The sequence below is a fragment of the Pseudomonas sp. E141 genome (genome assembly GCF_052659885.1).
In genome coordinates this window covers 4620258-4640795 of sequence record NZ_CP084024.1, presented here as the reverse complement: position 1 = coordinate 4640795, position 20538 = coordinate 4620258, and the positions used below count along the sequence as shown (strand labels likewise).

General features: G+C 59.8%; 23 protein-coding genes. 13 read left to right on the top strand and 10 right to left on the bottom strand.

What is annotated here, in order from left to right; translation table 11 throughout:
* Window positions 1-181: 181 nt before the first annotated feature.
* The 5 genes from GKKCFE_RS20730 (at window position 182) to GKKCFE_RS20710 (ending at window position 4056) form a co-directional block, all read left to right on the top strand.
* Entirely contained in the window at window positions 182-1576 is a 1395-nt protein-coding gene (locus tag GKKCFE_RS20730; protein WP_047228849.1) for a PhoH family protein, read from the top strand.
* Between the two features lie 261 nt (window positions 1577-1837).
* Window positions 1838-2311 carry a cyclic pyranopterin monophosphate synthase MoaC gene (moaC, locus tag GKKCFE_RS20725; RefSeq protein ID WP_076383624.1) on the top strand — a complete coding sequence of 158 codons (474 nt, stop codon included), beginning with the start codon at window positions 1838-1840 and terminating at the stop codon, window positions 2309-2311.
* Entirely contained in the window at window positions 2308-2550 is a 243-nt protein-coding gene (locus GKKCFE_RS20720) for a MoaD/ThiS family protein (RefSeq protein ID WP_047228851.1), read from the top strand. Before moaC ends, GKKCFE_RS20720 begins: the two co-directional genes overlap by 4 nt.
* A 3-nt stretch (window positions 2551-2553) precedes the next feature.
* On the top strand, window positions 2554-3006 hold the full coding sequence (gene moaE / locus GKKCFE_RS20715; protein WP_047228852.1) for a molybdopterin synthase catalytic subunit MoaE: 453 nt from the start codon (window positions 2554-2556) through the stop codon (window positions 3004-3006).
* 273 nt (window positions 3007-3279) lie between these two features.
* Entirely contained in the window at window positions 3280-4056 is a 777-nt protein-coding gene (locus tag GKKCFE_RS20710; RefSeq protein WP_047228853.1) for an ABC transporter substrate-binding protein, read from the top strand.
* A 126-nt stretch (window positions 4057-4182) separates the two neighbouring features.
* Here GKKCFE_RS20710 and GKKCFE_RS20705 read toward each other — a convergent pair whose 3' ends face one another.
* The 5 genes from GKKCFE_RS20705 to GKKCFE_RS20685 form a co-directional block, all read right to left on the bottom strand.
* Entirely contained in the window at window positions 4183-4809 is a 627-nt protein-coding gene (locus GKKCFE_RS20705) for a helix-turn-helix transcriptional regulator (protein ID WP_076383627.1), read from the bottom strand.
* An 88-nt stretch (window positions 4810-4897) separates the two neighbouring features.
* Entirely contained in the window at window positions 4898-6025 is a 1128-nt protein-coding gene (locus GKKCFE_RS20700; protein ID WP_107321919.1) for an NAD(P)/FAD-dependent oxidoreductase, read from the bottom strand.
* 62 nt (window positions 6026-6087) lie between these two features.
* On the bottom strand, window positions 6088-7035 hold the full coding sequence (locus GKKCFE_RS20695; protein ID WP_047228856.1) for an ornithine cyclodeaminase family protein: 948 nt from the start codon (window positions 7033-7035) through the stop codon (window positions 6088-6090).
* A gap of 126 nt (window positions 7036-7161) precedes the next feature.
* Complete coding sequence (gene rhlB, locus GKKCFE_RS20690; RefSeq protein WP_047228857.1) at window positions 7162-8625, bottom strand: ATP-dependent RNA helicase RhlB; 1464 nt, start codon at window positions 8623-8625, stop codon at window positions 7162-7164.
* Window positions 8626-8724: 99 nt separating this feature from the next.
* Window positions 8725-9381: an alpha/beta hydrolase gene (locus tag GKKCFE_RS20685; protein WP_047228858.1), complete on the bottom strand. Its 657-nt coding sequence runs from the start codon at window positions 9379-9381 to the stop codon at window positions 8725-8727.
* 473 nt (window positions 9382-9854) lie between these two features.
* Between GKKCFE_RS20685 and GKKCFE_RS20680 the strand changes: the two genes are divergently transcribed.
* The 4 genes from GKKCFE_RS20680 (at window position 9855) to GKKCFE_RS20665 (ending at window position 14019) form a co-directional block, all read left to right on the top strand.
* Window positions 9855-10886, top strand: a complete 1032-nt coding sequence (locus GKKCFE_RS20680) for an amino acid ABC transporter substrate-binding protein (protein ID WP_047228859.1) — start codon at window positions 9855-9857, stop codon at window positions 10884-10886.
* Between the two features lie 65 nt (window positions 10887-10951).
* Entirely contained in the window at window positions 10952-12133 is a 1182-nt protein-coding gene (locus tag GKKCFE_RS20675) for an amino acid ABC transporter permease (protein WP_047228860.1), read from the top strand.
* A 12-nt stretch (window positions 12134-12145) separates the two neighbouring features.
* Complete coding sequence (locus GKKCFE_RS20670) at window positions 12146-13243, top strand: amino acid ABC transporter permease (RefSeq protein ID WP_139049204.1); 1098 nt, start codon at window positions 12146-12148, stop codon at window positions 13241-13243.
* A gap of 11 nt (window positions 13244-13254) precedes the next feature.
* The gene (locus GKKCFE_RS20665) at window positions 13255-14019 is read left to right on the top strand and encodes an amino acid ABC transporter ATP-binding protein (RefSeq protein ID WP_047228862.1); all 765 of its coding nucleotides are present in this window, start codon (window positions 13255-13257) and stop codon (window positions 14017-14019) included.
* A 58-nt stretch (window positions 14020-14077) separates the two neighbouring features.
* Here GKKCFE_RS20665 and GKKCFE_RS20660 read toward each other — a convergent pair whose 3' ends face one another.
* Both GKKCFE_RS20660 and GKKCFE_RS20655 read right to left on the bottom strand, forming a co-directional pair.
* A complete protein-coding gene (locus GKKCFE_RS20660) occupies window positions 14078-14566 on the bottom strand; it encodes a type II toxin-antitoxin system MqsA family antitoxin (protein ID WP_139049205.1) in 489 nt (162 codons plus the stop codon).
* Entirely contained in the window at window positions 14563-14874 is a 312-nt protein-coding gene (locus GKKCFE_RS20655; RefSeq protein WP_139049206.1) for a type II toxin-antitoxin system MqsR family toxin, read from the bottom strand. The genes GKKCFE_RS20660 and GKKCFE_RS20655 overlap by 4 nt, the downstream gene beginning before the upstream one ends.
* Window positions 14875-15193: 319 nt before the next feature.
* Here GKKCFE_RS20655 and GKKCFE_RS20650 point away from each other — a divergent pair, with 319 nt between their 5' ends.
* The 4 genes from GKKCFE_RS20650 (at window position 15194) to GKKCFE_RS20635 (ending at window position 18455) form a co-directional block, all read left to right on the top strand.
* The gene (locus tag GKKCFE_RS20650) at window positions 15194-16522 is read left to right on the top strand and encodes a CynX/NimT family MFS transporter (protein WP_107321922.1); all 1329 of its coding nucleotides are present in this window, start codon (window positions 15194-15196) and stop codon (window positions 16520-16522) included.
* 85 nt (window positions 16523-16607) lie between these two features.
* On the top strand, window positions 16608-17078 hold the full coding sequence (locus tag GKKCFE_RS20645) for a nuclear transport factor 2 family protein (protein WP_047228866.1): 471 nt from the start codon (window positions 16608-16610) through the stop codon (window positions 17076-17078).
* A 41-nt stretch (window positions 17079-17119) separates the two neighbouring features.
* Window positions 17120-17443, top strand: coding sequence for a GIY-YIG nuclease family protein (locus GKKCFE_RS20640; protein WP_076383632.1), 324 nt, complete (start codon window positions 17120-17122; stop codon window positions 17441-17443).
* Between the two features lie 79 nt (window positions 17444-17522).
* Window positions 17523-18455 (top strand): glutathione S-transferase family protein, encoded by a 933-nt coding sequence (locus GKKCFE_RS20635; protein WP_139049207.1) that lies wholly within the window; start codon window positions 17523-17525, stop codon window positions 18453-18455.
* An 86-nt stretch (window positions 18456-18541) separates the two neighbouring features.
* Here GKKCFE_RS20635 and GKKCFE_RS20630 read toward each other — a convergent pair whose 3' ends face one another.
* From GKKCFE_RS20630 to yejK, 3 genes are all read right to left on the bottom strand, one after another.
* The gene (locus tag GKKCFE_RS20630; RefSeq protein ID WP_445577037.1) at window positions 18542-18817 is read right to left on the bottom strand and encodes a hypothetical protein; all 276 of its coding nucleotides are present in this window, start codon (window positions 18815-18817) and stop codon (window positions 18542-18544) included.
* A 309-nt stretch (window positions 18818-19126) separates the two neighbouring features.
* Window positions 19127-19483, bottom strand: a complete 357-nt coding sequence (locus GKKCFE_RS20625; protein WP_139049209.1) for a glutaredoxin family protein — start codon at window positions 19481-19483, stop codon at window positions 19127-19129.
* Entirely contained in the window at window positions 19483-20487 is a 1005-nt protein-coding gene (gene yejK / locus GKKCFE_RS20620) for a nucleoid-associated protein YejK (protein ID WP_139049210.1), read from the bottom strand. The genes GKKCFE_RS20625 and yejK overlap by 1 nt, the downstream gene beginning before the upstream one ends.
* Window positions 20488-20538: the final 51 nt, after the last annotated feature.

The window sequence follows — 20538 nt, the reverse complement described above, 5'->3', positions numbered from 1 at the left end:
CCTGTCATGTGTTTTGGAGTATCAAGAAGTCAGACCGCCGAAACCTGCAACACAGGTGGCGTCTTCCAAGACCCAGTTGTGTGCAGTTCACCTCAAGCCTTGCGGGTGAATTCGGTGGCTACTTCGAGGCGCAGCACTGTCACGGTATTGCGTCGAATGGCCCCCACAAAGGTGACCGAGTATGGATGACCACGGACGTAGCCCTTCCTCCAACCAGCCAATCCTCTATGTACTCGATACCAACGTATTGATCCACGATCCAAACGCACTCCTGAACTTCGAAGAACACCATGTTGCCATCCCGATGACCGTGCTCGAGGAGCTGGACAAGCTCAAGAGCGGGCATCACAGCGTCGCCGCCGAATGCCGGCAGGCGATCCGCCTGATCGACAAGACCCTGGGAGACGCGTCGCCCGAGGACGTTGAACTGGGTGTGCCGATCCAGCGTGGCAAAAGTGGTCCCAAAGGCCTGCTCTCGATCCTGATGAGCAAGCGCACCGAACCCAACCTGGTGCTGCCCGAACACCTGAACGACAACATCATCATCAACCAGTTGATCGACCTGCACGCGCGCAACCAGGATCAGGCCGTGGTGCTGGTGACCAAAGACATCAACATGCGCCTCAAGGCCCGCGCCTGCGGGATCGCGGCGGAGGACTACAGCACCGACCAATTGGTCGACGACGTATCACTGCTGCCCAACGGCTATCACACCATGACCGGCTCCTTCTGGGACCGGGTGAGCAAGGTCGAGACCCGTCAGGACCATGGTCGCACCTGGCACCAGGTGCAGTTGATCGACAATCTGCCGGCGGTGCACATCAATGAGTTCATCATCGACGAACAGGGTTTCGTCGGCTGGATCAAGGAAATCCAGGTCGACAAGCTGCTGATTCTCGATCTGCACCAGGAACCCCTGCTGCATCAGGAGGCCTGGGGCCTCAAGCCGCGGGATATCTACCAGAGCCTGGCCTTGTTCGCCTTGCTCGACCCGGATATCCACCTGGTCAACCTGTCCGGCGCCGCCGGTTCGGGCAAGACCATCCTGGCCCTGGCCGCCGCCATCGAACAGACCATGGTCAGCAAGCGCTACCGGCGCATCATCGCCACCCGTAGCGTGCAGGGCCTGGACCAGGAAATCGGCTTTTTGCCCGGCACCGAAGCGGAAAAAATGGAGCCTTGGCTGGGCGCCATCACCGATAACCTTGAAGCCTTGCACATGGATGACGAAAGCACTCATGGCAGCGTCGACTACATCCTCAGCAAGGTGCCGTTGCAGTTCAAATCCCTCAACTACATTCGCGGCCGCAGCTTCCAGCAGAGCCTGATCCTGATCGACGAATGCCAGAACCTCACCCCGCACCAGATGAAAACCATCATCACCCGTGCCGGCGCCGGTTCCAAAGTGGTGTGCCTGGGCAACCTGGCACAGATCGACACCCCTTACCTGTCCGCGACCAGTTCCGGGCTGACCTACCTGACCGAACGCTTCAAAGACTTCCCCAACGGGGTCCACATCACCCTGCAGGGTGTACCGCGCTCGATCCTGGCCGAATACGCCGAATCTCACCTGTAACTGACCATCAGAACCGGGCGACCTCAAGGTCGCCCGGTTTTTTTATGACTGTACGAAAACCCCTGTGGGAGCGAGCAGGCTCGCGATAGCGGTGCATCAGCCACCTATTTTTATCTGATACACCGCCTTCGCGAGCAAGCCCGCTCCCACAGGAGGATTTGCGGTGATTGGGCAATTGCGCTCGCCACAGGTGCGACAATCAGGCCTGCCGGAATCTGACTCACAGGTTTACAATCGATGCTCCCGATCAGGAGTAACCCTGTGCTGACTCATCTCGATTCCCAAGGTCGCGCCAACATGGTCGATGTGACCGACAAGGCCGTGACGTTCCGTGAAGCCACGGCCGAAGCCTTTGTGCGCATGCTGCCCGAAACACTGCAGATGATCGTCAGCGGTGGTCATCCCAAAGGCGATGTGTTCGCCGTTGCGCGCATTGCCGGCATTCAGGCGGCGAAAAAAACCAGTGACCTGATTCCGCTCTGCCATCCGCTGATGCTCACCAGCGTCAAGGTCGAGCTCAATGCCGAAGGCGAGGACCGGGTGCGCATCGTTGCCCGTTGCAAACTGTCGGGGCAGACCGGCGTGGAGATGGAAGCCCTCACCGCCGCCAGTGTTGCTGCGCTGACCATCTACGACATGTGCAAGGCCGTGGATCGGGGCATGACCATTGAAGGCGTGCGGGTGCTGGAGAAACTCGGCGGCAAGAGCGGCCACTTCCAGGCGGATGCACCATGAAAATTACCGTGAAGTTCTTTGCGCGTTATCGCGAAGCGTTGGGCGTTGATTCGCAGAAGGTCGAGGGCGATTTCTCCACGGTGGACGACGTGCGGATACTGTTGGCCGCGCGTGAAGGTTTCGATGTCTTGAAAGAACAAAACCTGATGTGCGCCCGCAACGAAGACCTGTGCCAGCTCGACGAGCCGCTGGTCGATGGTGACGAAGTGGCATTCTTTCCCACCGTGACCGGAGGCTGAGCCATGGCGATTCGGGTGCAAGCCGATCCGTTCGACCCGGGCGCCGAAGTCAACGCGATGCACGCGGCCAATGTCGGCGTGGGGGCGGTGGTGAGTTTTGTCGGCTACGTGCGTGACTTCAATGACGGCCTCGATGTGTCCGGGATGTTCCTGGAGCACTACCCGGGCATGACTGAAAAAGCCTTGGGCAAGATCGCCGCCGAGGCCGAGCAGCGCTGGCCGTTGCTCAAGCTGGAGGTCCTGCATCGCATCGGTGCCCTGGAGCCGGGCGAACCGATTGTCTTCGTGGCGGCCGCCAGTGCCCATCGTCAGGCGGCATTCGACGCCTGCGCCTTTGTAATGGACTACCTCAAGACCCGTGCGCCGTTCTGGAAAAAAGAAAACACCGCCGATGGCCCGCGCTGGGTCGAAGGGCGTGACAGTGATCATGCGGCGGCGGATCGCTGGAAGCGGTAGATAGCCTGTTGCTGATTCATTGCCTGCCAACCGCTATCGCGAGCAGGCTCGCTCCCACAAGGGATCCAGGTTGTACACAGTATTCGTGTTCGACGCAGGCCTCCTGTGGGAGCGAGCCTGCTCGCGATGAGGCCATAAGCCTCCCATCACTTTTCGCGGTTGCCCCAATTGACGATATGTACATTAAAGTCCAGTATGGATTTATAAGTACATAAAATCCGTCGCTTCACCTTTCTCTGCCAAAACCAACAACAAACCCGCGAGAGATCGATCATGAAAAAGCTCCCCCTCATCACCGGCCTGGCCTTGAGCCTGCTGGCCTCCAGCAGTCTGTTCGCCGCCGAGAAGACTTTGCGTATCGGCATCGAAGCGGCGTATCCGCCGTTTGCTTCCAAGACCTCCGAAGGAAAGATCGAGGGATTTGACTATGACATTGGCAATGCGCTGTGCGCGCAGATGAAGGTCAAGTGCCAGTGGATCGAAAGTGAGTTTGACGGGCTGATTCCGTCGCTCAAGGTGAAGAAAATCGACATGGCGCTGTCGTCCATGACCATCACCGAAGAGCGCAAGAAGTCGGTGGATTTTACTCACAAGTACTACTTCACCTCGTCGCGGCTGGTCATGAAGGAGGGCGCGGTGGTCGATGATCAGTACGCCAGTCTCAAAGGCAAGACCGTGGGTGTGCAACGGGCGACCACCACCGACCGCTTCGCTACGGAGGTCTTCGAACCCAAGGGCGTGACAGTCAAGCGCTACAGCAACAACGAAGAAATCTACATGGACCTGGCGTCCGGTCGACTGGACGCGATATTCGCTGACACCATCCCGCTGGAGGATTTTCTGTCGATGCCCCGGGGCAAGGGCTACGCGTTTGTCGGGCCGGAGCTCAAGGACCCGAAATACGTCGGTGAAGGCGCGGGTATCGCGGTGCGCAAGGGCAATACCCAATTGGTGTCGGACTTGAACAAGGCCATCGACGGGATTCGGGCCAGTGGGGAGTATCAGAAGATTCAGGCCAAGTATTTCAAGTCGGATATCTATGGCGACTGATTGATCGTTATCGCGAGCAGGCTCGCTCCCACATTGGATCTCATTGAACACAAATAGCGTGTTCGACACAGACCCCCTGTGGGAGCGAGCCTGCTCGCGATGAGGCCAGGCCAGGCAACAAAAACCTCAGCCCTTCAACTCCTTCAAATGCTTGTAAACCGTCGCTCGTCCCATGTTCAGCACATTCGCCACATAGTTGGACGCGCTCTTGCCCTTGAACGCGCCTTCGGCATGCAGCGCCAGCACCAGTTCGCGTTTATGGTCGCGGGTCAGCAGGTTCAGGCTCAACTGACGCTCGCGCATCCAGGCGTGGAGGAAGGTGTTGATCCGTTCCTGCCAGTCATCGCGAAACAGTGAGTCCGGTTGGGGGATCAACTTGCCCGGCGACAGGAACAGGTCCAGCGCGGCCTTGGCATTCTCGAACAGCGAAATATTCAGATTGATGCACAGCACCGCCAGCGGGCGCCCCCCTGCATCGCGTAGGACGCTGCTGAGGCTGCGGATTTTCTGCCCGTCCCAATTGAGTTTTTCGTATGGGCCGATGTTCCGTTCGCTGATCTCTTCGCTGAGCATGTCCTCCAGGGACGAGTCATCCCCTATCACGCGCTTGGACAGGTTGTTGGCGATGTAGTCGACTTTCTGCGTACGCAGGTCGTGCAGCACCACTTCGGCGTGAGGGTAGAACAGCGTGGCGATGGCGTCGGCGATGGTGCGGAAATTATCCAGTGTCGGATCAGGTTGCGGGGCATTCATGACAGGGCTCCGGGCAGCGTCAGCGCCCCGTGAAGCAGGGGCGCGCAGGAGTGTGCCGCAATCGTGGCGATGCGTCACCTGGGTGGGTTCAAGCCAGGCGTGCCGGCGACAGCTGGGTGGTGCTCAGGCCGAAACGGGTCAAGGTCTCGGGCAATGGCTCACCGCGCACCAGGGCCGCGCTGGCCTGACCCATGGCCGGGGACGTCTGGATGCCGTAGCCGCCCTGGGCCGCGACCCAGAACAACCCCGGTACCTGGGGATCGAAACCGGACAAGAGGTCGCCGTCGGGGACGAAACTGCGCAACCCGGCCCAGGTGCGGGTCGGACGGCGGATGGTCAGGGTGGTGGCTTCTTCGATCTGGTAGATGCCCATGGCAATGTCCAGTTCTTCAGGCTGCACGTCGTGAGGTTCCACCGGATCGGCATTTGCCGGCGAGCCGAGGAACATGCCGGCGTCGGGCTTCATATAGAACGACTCGTCGAGGCTCACCAGCATCGGCCAGTCATGAATGTCCACGCCCTCGGGGCCGGCAAAAATGAATGCCGCCCGCCGCTTGGGTTGCAGGCCCAGCTTGCGCGCGCCGGCCATTTCGGCAATGTGATCGGCCCAGGCGCCGGCCGCGTTGATCAGCACCGGAGCGCTGAAGGTCTGGCCAGCGGTTTCTACCTGCCACATCCCCTGATCGTCGCGGCTCAGGCCCAGCACTTCGGTGTCGGTGTGCACCTGACCGCCGTTACGGCGGATACCGCGCAGGTAGCCTTGGTGCAGCGCATCGGTGTCGATGTCACAGGCGGTGGGGTCGTAGATTGCACCATGCACCTTGTCCCGTCGCAGGATCGGCAGTCGCACACAGGCTTCTTCGGCGCTGAGTAGCTGCATCTGCGGCACCGTGGCCTTGGCGCTGAGGTACTGGTTGTTCAGCTCGGCCGGGTCGCCGGTGAAATCCACGGTCATTTCGCCCCGTGGGGTGAGCAGCGGGTGCTCGCAGAAACCGGCCGGTGGGGCGTCGAAAAAGTCACGGCTGGCCTGGGTCAGCGCCCGCACCTGAGGCGTGCCATAGGCCGCGCTGTACAGCGCCGCCGAGCGCCCTGTGGAGTGGTAGCCCGGATGGGATTCGCGCTCGAGCACAATGACCCGACCGTGGGGGGCCAGCCAGTAACCGGTGGAAGCACCGGCGATGCCACCGCCGATGATGATGAAGTCTGCTGAGGTCATGAATCTCTCCTGTGGAGCGCGGTGCCGGGAGTTAGTAAAACCTTCTGGGGAAATTGGCTGTGTCAGTTGTGCAACTGATAAAGCGCATTCGCCAGCGCAACGTCTTCCAGCCCCAGGCCGATGGAGCGGAAAAACACATGGCGCTCATAGCCGGGACGCGCTACGTGTTCGCTGAGCAGTTCAGGCAAATCCCCAACCAGGCGTGACGCGTCCCAGCCGTGCTGTTCAGCGGCAATCAACATTTCACCGGCCGAACCGGGGGTGGTCTGACGATAGTCACAGAACACGTCCATGTCGTTGAGGCTCTGGGGGGGCACTTCGTGGGCGCGCGGAGCATTGGTGCTGATGGAGGTAATCAGGGCTGGCTTGCTCAGTGTCTGTGGGTCGAGCACTGCCTTGGCGGACGAGGTGCAGAGCATCACCACATCGGCGTCGTGCAGCGCCGCTTCAAGGCTGGCCGCGATTTGCAGGCGCGGATCCAGCTCGGTGAGCGAAGCACGCTCTTGCGCCGATTTATTCTGCAGGCTGGGCGAATAGAGGCTGATGCTTTGCCAATCCCGCAGACCCTTGACGTATTGCACGTGGGCCCTTGCCACTGCGCCGCTGCCGATGACTGCCAAGCGCCGGGCCTGGAATGGGGCAAGGGCATCCACGGCGACGGCAGTGGTGGCTGCGGTGCGGGCGGTCGTCAGTTCGGCGGCATCGCACAGCAGCAGTGGCTGGCCGGTCTGCATCGACATCAGCAAAGTCCAGGCGGTCACCAATGGACCTTGCTCGCGCACGATATACGGTGAGGTCTTGACCCCGTAGACCTGCTCTTCAGCCAGCACGCCCAGGTAGTTGATGAAATCCCCGGCGCCTTGGGGAAACGCCACAAGTTGCTGGGGCGGTTGGACGGCCTGTCCGGCGGCAAGGTCGTGGAACAGCTTGCGTAAAATCTGCGGTACGTCGACTTGGCCGAGCAGCTCTCGGGCCTGGGCTTGGGTCATCACGTAGGGCGTGCTGGACATAGGAACTCCGGGGTGCTTTGTGTAAACTAATTTGTCCATTATGGACTTATAGTTCTGTTGGGCAATATCCCGGACGAAAAAAAAAGCGCAGCGTTGGCGGCTGCGCTTTCTGGTTCCTGACGACGGTTAAGGGCGTTTGCGCTCAACCGGCCGAAGCAGATGAGTCGGTGGGGTTTCGCAATTGATCTTCTTCCCCAGCAACGCTTCGATGGACGGCAACTGATAGGAGTCATCCTCACCGGCGAAGCTGATCGATACGCCAGCGGCGCCTGCACGCCCAGTACGCCCGATCCGGTGCACATAGTCATCCGGCACTTCCGGCAGGGTGAAGTTGATCACGTGGCTGATCCCGTCGATATGAATCCCGCGCCCGGCCACATCGGTGGCCACCAGCACACGGATCTTGCCTTCGCGAAAGCCTTCCAGCGTCTTGATACGCTTGTGTTGCGGCACGTCGCCCGACAACTGGGCGGCGTTGACGCCATCGCGTACCAGGCGCTCCTCGATACGACGTACTTCGTCCTTGCGGTTGGCGAACACCATCACGCGCTCCCAACCGTTGTCGTTGACCAGGTTGTAGAGCAGCTTGTACTTGTCGGCGCCGGCCACAGCGTAGATGTGCTGCTCGACGTTTTCGCTGGCGACGTTCAGCGCCTCGATCTCGACGATGGACGGGTCGGTGGTCCATTGCTTGGCCAGGTTCATCACGTCTTCGGTGAACGTGGCGGAAAACAGCAGGGTCTGGCGTTCGCTTTTCGGTGGGGTCTGGCGAATGATCTGGCGCACTTGCGGGATGAAGCCCATGTCGAGCATGCGGTCGGCTTCGTCCAGCACCATCACTTCGACCATGTCCAGGTGCACATCGCCGCGCTGGTTGAAGTCCAGCAGGCGTCCCGGTGTTGCCACCAGAATGTCGCAGTGACGGGCTTCGAGGTGCTTGAGCTGCTTGTCGAAGTCCATGCCGCCGACGAACGTCATGACGTTCAGTCCGGTGTACTTGGTCAGGTCGGCGGCGTCCTTGGCGATCTGCACCACCAACTCGCGGGTCGGTGCGATGATCAGCGCCCGTGGCTCGCCCATGTAGCGTTCTTTGGGCGGCGGGGTCTGCAGCAACTGGGTAATGATGGAAATCAGGAACGCGGCGGTCTTGCCGGTACCGGTCTGGGCGCGGCCGATGGCATCTTTACCGGCGAGGGTGAATCCCAGCACCTGCGCCTGGATTGGCGTGCAGTAGGGGAAGCCCAGGTCCTGGATGGCATGCATCAGTTCAGGGGCGAGTTTGAAATCATGGAAGCGGGTCTTGCCTTCCTGGGGTTCTACGACGAAATCCTCGAGCTTCCAGGCGACGACCGGCGGTTTTGGGGCGCGCTCGCGGCGTGGCTTGGGGGCTTCGTTGTGTGGCTGTTGCGGCGCGGGAGCGACAGGCGCGGTGGCCGCGTCTTTTTCTGTGTTCGCAACAGGCGTTGTCCGCCGCGGCTTTTTTTGCACCTCGGCACGACTCGGGCTGTGGGCAGGTGCGCTGGGGCCAGGCACGAGCTGCTCGGCCTCGCTTTTACCGAACATCTTCTTGAGTGCTTTGAGCACGGTCATCTCATCGATTGGTTAAGGAATGTACGCCGGCCAGTGTAATGCAAGAAACGGGCGCGGCGTAGTGTGATCGTCAAGGGGTTGACATGTCCTCACGCCCGCTTAGCGCAACCGCTCGCTCAGCCAGGTGCCGATGTCGCGAATCTCTTCGGGTAACACTTCATGGCCCATTGGGTATTCTTGCCATGTCACGGTGACACCATGCTGTTTCAAATACTCTTTCGCGGTCCGCCCCATGGGGTTGAGTACCACTTCGTCGTACTGGCCGTGTAGCGCCAATACCGGAATGCGCTGCTGGCTGGCCGACAATTGCAGTTCTTCGCTGAAAGTCGGTGCATAAGTGGACAGCGCGACTACGCCCCCCAATGGACCCTGCCATTTCACGAACGCGGTGTGATAGACCACCGCGCCGCCTTGGGAAAAACCTGCGAGGAAAATCCGCGAGGCGTCTATTCCAAGGGCTCGCTGGGCTTCGATCAGGTCGATGACCCGCTGCGCCGACACTTCCAGCTGTTGCTCGTCGATGGCCCGCGCGGGGCTCAGGGCGCGGATATCGTACCAACTCGGCATGGCGTAGCCGCCGTTGATGGTCACCGGCTGGGTCGGCGCTTGAGGCAGAACGAAACGTGTCGTGAGCAGGCTTTGCTGCAGCATTTCGGCCACCGGCAGGAAGTCGTAACGATCGGCGCCCAGGCCGTGGAGCCAGATGACGCACGCGTCGGCGGTGCCGCTGGGCTCGAGAATCAAGGGGTCGGTCATGGTCTGCTCCAAATCTGTGCGGGCGCGCTCATTCAGTGCGTTATTACAGTGCGGGCCCGGTGCCTCAGTTAATTAGATGTCGCAATCTTAAAAGTTTTTGTCTTGACGTGTCTCATAAGGGTCAAGCGCAGCGGTGTGGTACGGCGTTTGCTTTGAGGTAGCTTGAGTGATGATTCTTACGCTGCGCGGTAACACTATCAGCTTGACGCGCCGCATGGGATATCAGAAATCCGGTGATGGATGTTCGCCAATAGCCGCTACGGGCTTCGCGAACGTGAAGGGCTACAGCCCGTTCGGCCGATTGGTGAGAGATGAGGCAGGCGCCCTGTTTAGGGGCATTCTCATTACTAGACTCATAGCGAAGGTCCAGACGTCGGTTGACCCTAAAAAAAGCCAACAAGGGTCGGCAATGCCCCATAAGGGTGCGACAGGGCTCGAGCTCCGACACAACAAGAGCAAAACTGGAGGTTTGAATGAAGTTACTGAAATCCACCCTGGCCGTCGTGACTGCAGCAGCAGTGCTCGGCGTCAGCGGGTTCGCTCAGGCGGGTGCAACCCTGGATGCCGTACAGAAGAAAGGCTTTGTGCAATGTGGTGTGAGTGATGGCTTGCCGGGTTTCTCGGTACCCGATGCAAGTGGCAAGATTCTCGGCATTGACGCGGACTTCTGCCGTGCCGTGGCGGCTGCTGTGTTTGGCGATGCGACCAAGGTGAAGTTCAGCCAGTTGAACGCCAAGGAGCGCTTCACCGCGCTGCAGTCCGGCGAAATCGACATCCTTTCGCGCAACACCACCATGACCAGTTCCCGTGACGCGGGCATGGGCCTGAAATTTCCAGGCTTCATCACCTACTACGACGGCATCGGCTTCCTGGTAAACAACAAGCTGGGCGTCAAGAGCGCCAAGGAACTGGACGGTGCAACCATCTGCATCCAGGCCGGTACCACTACCGAGCTGAACGTCTCCGACTACTTCCGTGGCAACGGCCTCAAATACACCCCGATCACCTTCGACACCTCCGATGAAAGCGCCAAGTCGCTGGAATCCGGTCGTTGCGACGTGCTGACCTCCGACAAGTCCCAGCTGTTTGCCCAGCGCAGCAAGCTGGCCGCGCCGAAGGACTACGTGGTTCTGCCGGAAACCATTTCCAAGGAACCACTGGGCCCGGTCGTGCGTAACGGCGATGACGAGTGGCTGGCCGTTGTGCGCTGGACTGGCTACGCCATGCTCAACGCCGAAGAAGCCGGCATCACTTCGAAGAACGTTGAAGCTGAAGCCAAATCCACCAAGAACCCGGACGTCGCCCGTATGCTCGGCGCTGACGGTGAATATGGTAAAGACCTGAAGCTGCCCAAAGACTGGGTTGTCCAGATCGTCAAACAAGTCGGTAACTACGGTGAAGTGTTCGAGCGCAACCTCGGCAAAGGCACCCCGCTGGAAATCGATCGCGGCCTGAACGCGCTGTGGACCAACGGCGGCATTCAATACGCACCACCAGTGCGCTGATGGTTCTATCACCCGGTGGGCCAACCACCGGGTGATGTTCTGTTCCATTCTTTGCGGGGCACTTCATGCAAAATTCAATCGGCGCACCTAAGCAGAGGCTTAGCCTCAGCGATCCACGCGTGCGTGCCTGGGTATTTCAGATCGTCACCATTGTGGCGGTGGTTTCACTGGGCTGGTTTCTGTTCGACAACACGCAAACCAACCTAGAGCACCGGGGCATCACCTCCGGCTTCAGCTTTCTGGAGCGCAGTGCCGGGTTCGGCATCGCTCAAACCCTGATCGACTACACCGAAGCGGACAGCTATGCCCGCGTCTTTGTCATCGGGTTGCTCAACACTCTGCTGGTGACGTTCATCGGCGTGATCCTGGCGACGATTCTCGGTTTCATTGTCGGCGTGGCCCGACTGTCGAAAAACTGGATCATCGCCAAAGTGGCAACGGTGTATGTGGAGGTTTTCCGTAATATCCCGCCACTGCTGCAAATCCTGTTCTGGTACTTCGCGGTATTCCTCACCATGCCGGGGCCCCGCGCCGCCCATAACTTCGGCGACACCTTCTTTGTCAGCAGCCGGGGCCTGAACATGCCGGCCGCGCTGGTGGCGGACGGGTTTTGGCCATTCGTGATCAGCGTCGTGCTGGCCATCGTCGCCATCGTGCTGATGACCCGCTGGGCCAACAAGCGTTTCGAAGCCACGGGTGAGCCGTTCCATAAATTCTGGGTGGGCCTGGCGCTGTTCCTGGTAATCCCGGCGCTGTGCGCCCTGGTCTTCGGAGCCCCTGTGCACTGGGAAATGCCGGAACTCAAGGGCTTCAACTTCGTCGGTGGCTGGGTGCTGATTCCCGAATTGCTGGCATTGACGTTGGCACTGACGGTGTACACCGCGGCGTTCATCGCCGAGATCGTGCGTTCGGGCATCAAGTCGGTCAGCCACGGCCAGACCGAAGCCGCCCATTCCCTGGGCCTGCGTAACGGTCCGACCCTGCGCAAGGTGATCATCCCGCAAGCCCTGCGCGTGATCATCCCGCCGTTGACCAGCCAATACCTGAACCTGGCGAAGAACTCCTCGCTGGCGGCCGGTATCGGTTATCCGGAAATGGTTTCGCTGTTTGCCGGTACGGTGCTGAACCAGACCGGGCAGGCGATCGAAGTTATTGCGATCACCATGAGCGTGTACCTGGCGATCAGTATCAGCATTTCCCTGCTGATGAACTGGTACAACAAGCGCATTGCGCTGATCGAGCGGTGAGGAAAAACGCGCATGACATCCCATACTTTCAAACCTGACATGCCCCCACCGAGCAGTAGCATCGGCGTGGTGGCGTGGATGCGCGCGAACATGTTCTCCAGCTGGCTCAACACCTTGCTGACGTTGTTTGCGTTCTACCTGATTTACCTGGTCGTTCCACCGATCATCAGTTGGGCGATCCTCGACGCCAACTGGGTCGGCACCACACAGGCTGACTGCACCAAGGAGGGCGCCTGCTGGGTGTTCATCCAGCAGCGCTTTGGCCAGTTCATGTACGGCTACTACCCGGCGGATCTGCGCTGGCGCGTGGACCTGACCGTGTGGCTGGCGGTCATTGGTGTGGCTCCGCTGTTCATCTCGCGCTTCCCGCGCAAGGCGGTCTACGGCCTGAGTTTCCTGGTGCTGTATCCGATCATCGCCTGGTGCCTGTTGCACGGTGGTGTGTTCGGTCTGGCCACCGTGTCGACCAGCCAATGGGGCGGCCTGATGCTGACCCTGGTGATCGCCACCGTCGGTATCGCCGGGGCTTTGCCGTTGGGCATCGTGCTGGCTTTGGGGCGGCGTTCGAACATGCCGGCGATTCGTGTGGTCTGCGTGACCTTCATCGAATTCTGGCGCGGCGTGCCGTTGATCACGGTGCTGTTCATGTCCTCGGTGATGCTGCCGCTTTTCCTGCCTGAAGGCATGAACTTCGACAAGCTGCTGCGGGCACTGATCGGCGTGATCCTGTTCCAGTCGGCCTACGTGGCTGAAGTGGTGCGTGGCGGCTTGCAAGCCATTCCCAAAGGTCAGTACGAAGCGGCCGCGGCGATGGGCCTGGGCTACTGGCGCAGCATGGGCCTGGTGATTCTGCCGCAAGCCCTGAAGATGGTGATCCCGGGTATCGTCAACACCTTCATCGCGTTGTTCAAGGACACCAGCCTGGTGATCATCATCGGCCTGTTCGACCTGCTCAACAGCGTGAAACAAGCTGCCGCCGACCCGAAATGGCTGGGCATGGCCACCGAAGGCTATGTGTTCGCCGCCCTGGTGTTCTGGATTTTCTGTTTTGGTATGTCCCGCTATTCCATGCATTTGGAACGCAAGCTGGACACTGGCCACAAGCGTTAGGAGCGTAGTTTATGAGTGAAGCGATCAAACAGCCTGTGAGCCCTGAAGGCATTATTCAGATGCAGGGCGTGAACAAGTGGTACGGCCAGTTCCACGTGTTGAAAGACATCAACCTGAACGTCCAGCAGGGCGAGCGTATCGTGCTGTGCGGCCCGTCGGGTTCCGGCAAGTCCACCACCATCCGTTGCCTCAACCGCCTGGAAGAACACCAGCAGGGTCGCATCGTGGTCGATGGCGTGGAACTTACCAACGACCTCAAGCAGATCGAAGCGATCCGCCGTGAAGTCGGCATGGTGTTCCAGCACTTCAACCTGTTCCCGCACTTGACCATCCTGCAGAACTGCACCCTGGCGCCGATGTGGGTGCGCAAGATGCCCAAGCGCAAGGCCGAGGAAATCGCCATGCATTACCTGGAGCGCGTACGCATTCCAGAGCAGGCGCACAAATACCCGGGCCAGCTCTCCGGCGGCCAGCAGCAGCGTGTGGCCATCGCCCGTGCCCTGTGCATGAAACCGAAAATCATGCTGTTCGATGAACCGACTTCAGCGCTCGACCCGGAAATGGTGAAAGAGGTTCTGGACACCATGATCGGCCTGGCCGAAGACGGCATGACCATGCTCTGCGTGACCCACGAAATGGGCTTTGCCCGCACCGTGGCCAACCGTGTGATCTTCATGGACAAGGGCGAAATCGTCGAACAGGCCGCGCCGAACGACTTCTTCGATAACCCGCAGAACGACCGCACCAAGCTGTTCCTGAGCCAGATTCTGCATTGATCCGGCCTTAGGCATTGAAATAGACCCGGACTTGTCCGGGTTTATTTTTGCCTGGGATTCAGGGTGTCAGAACGGTTGCCTGTTCCGGATGGCGGGTAGTCAACAACTGCTTCAAATCGGTGCCCTCGCTCAGTGCGAGTACTTCCGCCATCAGGTGGGGATGACGATCGAGCAGGCGCATCAGCATGAACAGTGGTTGCGGTGGGGCGACTTCGCCACGCTCGTAACGGGAAAAGGCGTTGTGTCCGCCGCCAGACAGCAGTTTCACCGCGTCTTTTTGCGTGAGGTGCAGTTTGCGGCGGATGCGTTTCATCTCCGCCGCCATCGCCTGGGCACAATCTTCGAGCAACTGATCGCTCGCCTGGGAATAACGTTGCGCACTGTCGGTGTCGTGATCAAATTCGATTTCACCACAGACCCGGCACTCCCATCCGGCCATGTCGTGCACCTGCCGTGCTACCTGCTTGTAGTCGATGGTAAAGCTGCGGCCCTCAAAGTGTTGCATGGCGTCTTGAGTACCGCAGTTGACACATTGCTGCGTTTTCATTGGTCTTTCTCCTTGAAGGAGACTACCGGATGCCCACCGCCAGGGCGGTAGGTCACCTTAATGTAAATCTCCCGATCCTGAAATGTGGTGTGATAAACGTCCTGCCAGATTCGATGATCGGCATAGGTCGTCATCGATTTGTGCAACATCCTGTACTCCAGCGAGGCCATGATTTGCAGCATCCGGGCAGTGCTTAACGACATTCTTCGAGCGCCTTGCTGAGCGCTCATTGTGAATACCTTGTTCCCCAGCCTGAGGACTTCGGCCTTGACGACTGCCAGATCGTAGTGGGGTGTGCTCTTTTCCATAGAACTGTATGCCTTGTCCTTAAAATTACCCTTAAGGGGTAATTTTGACCAATCGAAAATTTCGCTCCTTTTCCCTCGCATTGACCTTAGGCGGTTGCCGTCCTACAAGAAGCTGACTAATCTGTCAGAAAATTCAACCCATGCTGCCTACCCCTGCGCTCAGCGAACGCTATCGTGACTTCCCAAGCGTCATCGGCGCGCAGTGGCGCCAGAGCTTCGTCCTCGTCCTCAACCGGTGTTCGATCTGCACATCGAATCCTCGACGCTGTCGAACAACAGGTTCGGCAATAGGCCAAGGCCCTCCGTCGACAGTTGATCAATGAACCTTGAACCAGAGCTTTCCATGTCCCGCGATACGCTTGACCGCATGACCCCGACGACGCCCAAACGCGCCGCAGAGCTTGAGCATTTGCTGATCGACGCCGAAACCGACGATGAGCAGACCCAGCAGGCCCCTCCATTGCTGCGCAAACCCTGGCTGTTACTGCTCGGGTTGATCCTGGTGGCGCTGAACCTGCGTCCGGCGCTGTCGAGCATGGCCCCATTGCTTAGTGAAGTTTCAAAAAGCCTTGGTTTGTCGGCTGCCCAGGCCGGCTTGCTGACGACGCTGCCAGTGCTTTGCCTGGGCCTGTTCGCACCGCTGGCGCCGGTGCTGGCGCGGCGCTTTGGAGCTGAGCGGGTGGTGTTGGGAATCTTGCTGGCCCTGGCCGGTGGGATCATTTTGCGCAGTTCTTTCGGCCAGATCGGCTTGTTTGCTGGCAGCATCCTGGCCGGTGCGAGCATTGGTGTGATCGGTGTACTGTTGCCGGGCATCGTCAAGCGTGACTTCGCCAAACACGCCGGCGCCATGACCGGCGTCTACACCATGGCGCTGTGCCTGGGGGCGGCGATGGCGGCCGGGGCCACCGTGCCGTTGAGCGAGCATCTGAATCACAGCTGGGCGATGGGCCTGGGTTTCTGGGTGGTGCCGGCGCTGCTGGCCGCCGTGTTCTGGCTGCCGCAAGTGGGCCAGAAACACGGTGCTCATCAGGTGGCATATCGGGTTCGCGGTTTGCTGCGTGACCCGTTGGCCTGGCAGGTGACGTTGTACATGGGGTTGCAGTCGTCCCTGGCCTACATCGTGTTCGGGTGGCTGCCGTCGATCCTCATTGGCCGTGGCCTGACGCCGACCCAGGCCGGGCTGGTGTTGTCCGGCTCGGTCATCGTGCAACTGATCAGTTCCCTGGCGGCGCCCTGGCTGGCGACTCGGGGCAAGGATCAACGCCTGGCCATTGTGATCGTCATGGTCATGACTCTGGGCGGGCTGTTTGGATGCCTCTATGCGCCCATTGAAGGTTTGTGGGGTTGGGCGATCCTGCTGGGGCTTGGGCAGGGAGCAACGTTCAGCCTGGCGCTGACGCTGATCGTGCTGCGCTCGCGGGACGCCCATGTGGCCGCGAATCTTTCCAGCATGGCCCAGGGGTTCGGCTACACCTTGGCGTCCATGGGGCCGTTCGCGGTCGGGGTGGTCCACGACTGGACCGGCGGCTGGAGTGCTCTGGGTTGGATCTTCGGTGTGATTGGCCTGGGCGCGATCATCGCGGGCATCGGGGCCGGCCGGGCGCTATACGTTGGGGTCAGCAGCGAAAGAGTCAGTGATCTTCGCTGATGTTATTTTCATGGCGAATGACGATAGTGTTCCTCGCCAGAGCAGATTATCGTGCAGCTCTACTGAAGATTTTTGGAGCTTGTCCATGAGTGATGCCCACAACGCCTTGATCACCCGCTTCTACCAGGCCTTCCAGCGTCTGGATGCCGACGCCATGAGCGCCTGCTACACCGACGACGTGGTGTTCAGCGACCCGGCGTTCGGTGAACTGCGCGGGCGCGATGCCGGCGACATGTGGCGCATGCTCACCACTCGGGCCAAGGATTTTTCCCTGACCTTCGATAACGTGCGCAGCGATGAGCGTACCGGCGGTGCCCACTGGGTGGCGACTTACCTGTTCAGTCAGACCGGCAACACGGTGGTCAATGACATTCAGGCACGGTTCGTGTTTCGCGACGGCAAGATTTGCGAGCACCATGACAGTTTTGATCTGTGGCGCTGGTCCCGCCAGGCATTGGGCACCAAGGGCCTGCTGCTGGGTTGGACGCCGCTGGTGCGCAATGCCGTCAGAGCCCAGGCCCTCAAGGGGCTACGGGCGTTTCAGGCCAGTCGCTGATAAGATTGCGGCTTGTTTTCTACACGTCTGCTGAACATCCTGTGACGACCGCCAACCCATCCTCCGACCTGCCAGGGCAAGCTGCAGCCGAACCGGGCAAACCCTGGTTCGTCTACCTGGTGCGGGCCGCCAACGGTTCGCTGTACTGCGGCATCAGTGATGACCCGGTTCGGCGTTTCGCCAAGCATCAAAGCGGCAAGGGCGCGCGTTTTTTCCTTTCCAGCCCGGCGGTGGCGTTGGTGTACACCGAAGCCTGTCGCGACAAGGGCGAAGCCCTGCGCCAGGAGCGATTGATCAAGAAACTCAAGAAAAGCGCCAAGGAGTGCCTGGTGGCGAGCGCATCGATGTTCCATCAACCGCGCTGATACGGCTTCATCAGAAGGGTAGGCTGTCGGGCCCTGGCACGCTAAGCTGCGGGACTTCCTCCCCGCAGTGGCGAACCTCATGTCAGAGCTGATTCTTCATCATTACCCGACGTCTCCCTTCGCCGAGAAAGCCCGCTTGTTACTGGGTTTCAAGGGCCTGTCCTGGCGTTCGGTGCATATCCCGCCAATGATGCCCAAGCCCGACCTGACGGCACTGACGGGCGGCTACCGCAAGACCCCGGTATTGCAGATCGGCGCGGATATCTATTGCGACACGGCGCTGATCGCCCGTCGGTTAGAGCAGGAAAAAGCTTCGCCGGCGCTGTTTCCCGAAGGCCGGGAGATGATTGCAGCGTCTTTTGCCGCATGGGCCGATTCGGTGGTGTTTCAACATGCGGTAAGCCTGGTGTTTCAGCCGGAGTCGGTGGCGGTGCGTTTCGCCAAGTTGCCGCCTGAAGTCATCAAGACGTTTATCAGCGATCGGGCCGGGCTGTTCAGTGGCGGTACGACCAAGCATCTGTCTGCCGAACAGGCCAAGCACCAATGGCCCACGATCATGGCGCGTCTTGAGCAACAGTTGCAGCGCGAGGAGGGTGACTTTCTGTTGGGCGATCCATCGATTGCCGACTTCGCCATGGCTCACCCTCTGTGGTTTCTCAAAGGCACTGCGGTGACTTCGCCGCTGGTAGACACCTACCCGGCGATCTCGGCATGGTTGGCGCGAGTGCTGGGTTTTGGCCATGGCGCGTCGAACGCGATGAGTTCCGAAGAGGCTTTGGAAGTGGCTCGCAACGCTGCGCCGGCAGCGCTGCCGGATGAGTCATTCGAGGAACCGAACGGGTTCACGAAAGGGCAGCCGGTGACGATTGCCGCAACCGATTATGGCGTCGACCCGGTGGCCGGAGAGTTGTTGTTTGCCGGTCGTGAAGAGCTGATCCTGCGTCGCGAAGACGCGCTTGGCGGGGTGGTGCATGTGCACTTTCCACGGCTGGGTTTTCAATTATCAACCTGATAAGAAGGTCAGGCGCTCGATTAAAGTCGATCTGTCGCCCGGAGCAGGCAATTCCGGGCTTTTATTCCAGAAGCGATCACCCGATATTACAACTCGCATTGAACCAGGTGTGGCGCATTGGGAGGAATAAGGCCTTGCAGGTCGAAGATCGTTGTGGCGCGGCGGATTGCATCGCTCGTGCTGCTCCCGTTGAATACGATGGTGGTTTGTATCACGGTTTGGTTCGGTGGCAGGAAGAGTTGGCAGGTGTATTGCGCGGCAGAGGCGGAACCGGCGTAGATCGCAATGAAAGACAACACCAGGGCGCGGTGGGTGATTTTTATAACGCGGTTTCGGGCTGGGTAGGGCTGTATCGAGTTCATTTTATATGCTCCGTCTGTTCAGGCGTTCTCGCAAGAGGTTCGGCTCAGCGACGGCTTCGGCTGAGGGGGCATATAAAAAATGAACGCTATTTCAGGCATTGATACTGTAGGAGTTGACAGTCCCGATCAATGGGCGCTTACCGTCTACCCAGGGCTGGCGCTCTGACTGGACCACCGCCATCGCGAGCAAGCTCGCTCCCACACTGGATTTGCAGTGGTAACAGGCTTGGTGTCCGCCACGAATCCCTGTGGGAGCGAGCCTGCTCGCGATGAGGCCATCAGATCCAGCATCATCGCTAGCGGACAAACCTATTTCGCGGACAGTGCCTCGAGGATGTTCTGCGGCTCAAAACCACGAATCAGCGTGCCATTTACATCCAGAATCGGGATCCCGCGCCCGCCCAGCGCCTCATAGGCCTTGCGCGCCTGAGCGTCTTTCTCGATATCGAACTCGCGATAGGGCACGCCTTTTTCATCCAGGAACCGTCGGGTCGCCTTGCAGTAACCGCACCAGTCGGTGGCATACAGCACGACCCGGGCATTGGCCCGGATCTGTTCAGGCAGCATCTGCGAGGGGGTGAGTACCCGCTCGATCTTGCCCCAGTTCTGGTATGCCACAACCACCAGCAAAATCAGCAGAAACTTCTTCAGAACCTTTGCGAGCATCAGTTACGGCGCTTGAGCTGATCGGTCAGCGCCGTGGGCAGGCCCTTGATGATCAGCGTGCCGGCTTCTTCGTCATATTCGATCTTGGAGCCCAGCAGGTGGGCTTCAAAACTGATGGACAAGCCTTCGGCGCGGCCGGTGAAGCGGCGGAACTGGTTGAGGGTGCGTTTATCCGCCGGAATCTCCGGCGACAACCCGTAGTCTTTGTTGCGAATGTGGTCGTAGAAGGCTTTCGGGCGATCTTCGTCGATCAGTTCGGACAGCTCTTCCAGGCCCATCGGCTCGCCGAGCTTGGCCTGGCTGCTGGCGTAATCCACCAGGGTCTTGGTTTTCTCCCGGGCGTCGTCTTCGGGCAGGTCTTCGCTTTCGACGAAATCACTGAAGGCCTTGAGCAGGGTGCGGGTTTCGCCGGGGCCGTCGACGCCTTCCTGGCAGCCGATGAAGTCGCGGAAATATTCCGAGACCTTCTTGCCGTTCTTGCCCTTGATGAACGAGATGTACTGCCTGGACTGTTTGTTGTTCTGCCATTCCGACACATTGATCCGCGCTGCCAGGTGCAGTTGGCCCAGATCAAGGTGACGGGAAGGGGTCACGTCCAGCTCGTCGGTGACCGCCACGCCTTCGCTGTGGTGCAGCAGGGCGATCGCCAGGTAATCGGTCATGCCCTGTTGATAATGGGCAAACAGCACGTGGCCGCCCACCGAGAGGTTGGACTCTTCCATCAGCTTTTGCAGGTGTTCCACCGCTACGCGACTGAATGCGGTGAAGTCCTTGCCGCCGTCGAGATACTCCTTCAGCCAGCCGCTGAACGGGTGCGCCCCGGACTCGGCATGGAAGAAGCCCCAGGCCTTGCCTTGTTTGGCGTTGTAGCTCTCGTTGAGGTCGGCGAGCATGTTCTCGATGGCCGTGGACTCGCTCAACTCGGAGTCACGGGCATGGAGCACGGCGGGCGTGCCGTCGGGTTTTTTGTCGATCAGGTGGACGATGCAATGACGGATCGGCATGGATTTCTCGGCTGATGAAAGAGAGGAGGGCGCGCTCCCCCAAAAAGGCCC

Excerpts from the sequence above, each read along its gene's own strand:
- GKKCFE_RS20630 (WP_445577037.1), bottom strand. The coding sequence starts at position 18,817 with ATGAACTCGATACAGCCCTACCCAGCCCGAAACCGCGTTATAAAAATC.
- GKKCFE_RS20655 (WP_139049206.1), bottom strand. The coding sequence starts at position 14,874 with ATGGAAAAGAGCACACCCCACTACGATCTGGCAGTCGTCAAGGCCGAA.
- GKKCFE_RS20680 (WP_047228859.1), top strand. The coding sequence starts at position 9,855 with ATGAAGTTACTGAAATCCACCCTGGCCGTCGTGACTGCAGCAGCAGTG.
- GKKCFE_RS20710 (WP_047228853.1), top strand. The coding sequence starts at position 3,280 with ATGAAAAAGCTCCCCCTCATCACCGGCCTGGCCTTGAGCCTGCTGGCC.
- GKKCFE_RS20645 (WP_047228866.1), top strand. The coding sequence starts at position 16,608 with ATGAGTGATGCCCACAACGCCTTGATCACCCGCTTCTACCAGGCCTTC.
- GKKCFE_RS20700 (WP_107321919.1), bottom strand. The coding sequence starts at position 6,025 with ATGACCTCAGCAGACTTCATCATCATCGGCGGTGGCATCGCCGGTGCT.
- GKKCFE_RS20650 (WP_107321922.1), top strand. The coding sequence starts at position 15,194 with ATGAACCTTGAACCAGAGCTTTCCATGTCCCGCGATACGCTTGACCGC.
- GKKCFE_RS20660 (WP_139049205.1), bottom strand. The coding sequence starts at position 14,566 with ATGAAAACGCAGCAATGTGTCAACTGCGGTACTCAAGACGCCATGCAA.
- rhlB (WP_047228857.1), bottom strand. The coding sequence starts at position 8,625 with ATGACCGTGCTCAAAGCACTCAAGAAGATGTTCGGTAAAAGCGAGGCC.
- GKKCFE_RS20670 (WP_139049204.1), top strand. The coding sequence starts at position 12,146 with ATGACATCCCATACTTTCAAACCTGACATGCCCCCACCGAGCAGTAGC.
- GKKCFE_RS20695 (WP_047228856.1), bottom strand. The coding sequence starts at position 7,035 with ATGTCCAGCACGCCCTACGTGATGACCCAAGCCCAGGCCCGAGAGCTG.
- GKKCFE_RS20705 (WP_076383627.1), bottom strand. The coding sequence starts at position 4,809 with ATGAATGCCCCGCAACCTGATCCGACACTGGATAATTTCCGCACCATC.
- GKKCFE_RS20720 (WP_047228851.1), top strand. The coding sequence starts at position 2,308 with ATGAAAATTACCGTGAAGTTCTTTGCGCGTTATCGCGAAGCGTTGGGC.
- moaE (WP_047228852.1), top strand. The coding sequence starts at position 2,554 with ATGGCGATTCGGGTGCAAGCCGATCCGTTCGACCCGGGCGCCGAAGTC.
- GKKCFE_RS20730 (WP_047228849.1), top strand. The coding sequence starts at position 182 with ATGGATGACCACGGACGTAGCCCTTCCTCCAACCAGCCAATCCTCTAT.
- GKKCFE_RS20635 (WP_139049207.1), top strand. The coding sequence starts at position 17,523 with ATGTCAGAGCTGATTCTTCATCATTACCCGACGTCTCCCTTCGCCGAG.
- GKKCFE_RS20675 (WP_047228860.1), top strand. The coding sequence starts at position 10,952 with ATGCAAAATTCAATCGGCGCACCTAAGCAGAGGCTTAGCCTCAGCGAT.
- GKKCFE_RS20685 (WP_047228858.1), bottom strand. The coding sequence starts at position 9,381 with ATGACCGACCCCTTGATTCTCGAGCCCAGCGGCACCGCCGACGCGTGC.
- GKKCFE_RS20665 (WP_047228862.1), top strand. The coding sequence starts at position 13,255 with ATGAGTGAAGCGATCAAACAGCCTGTGAGCCCTGAAGGCATTATTCAG.
- yejK (WP_139049210.1), bottom strand. The coding sequence starts at position 20,487 with ATGCCGATCCGTCATTGCATCGTCCACCTGATCGACAAAAAACCCGAC.
- GKKCFE_RS20625 (WP_139049209.1), bottom strand. The coding sequence starts at position 19,483 with ATGCTCGCAAAGGTTCTGAAGAAGTTTCTGCTGATTTTGCTGGTGGTT.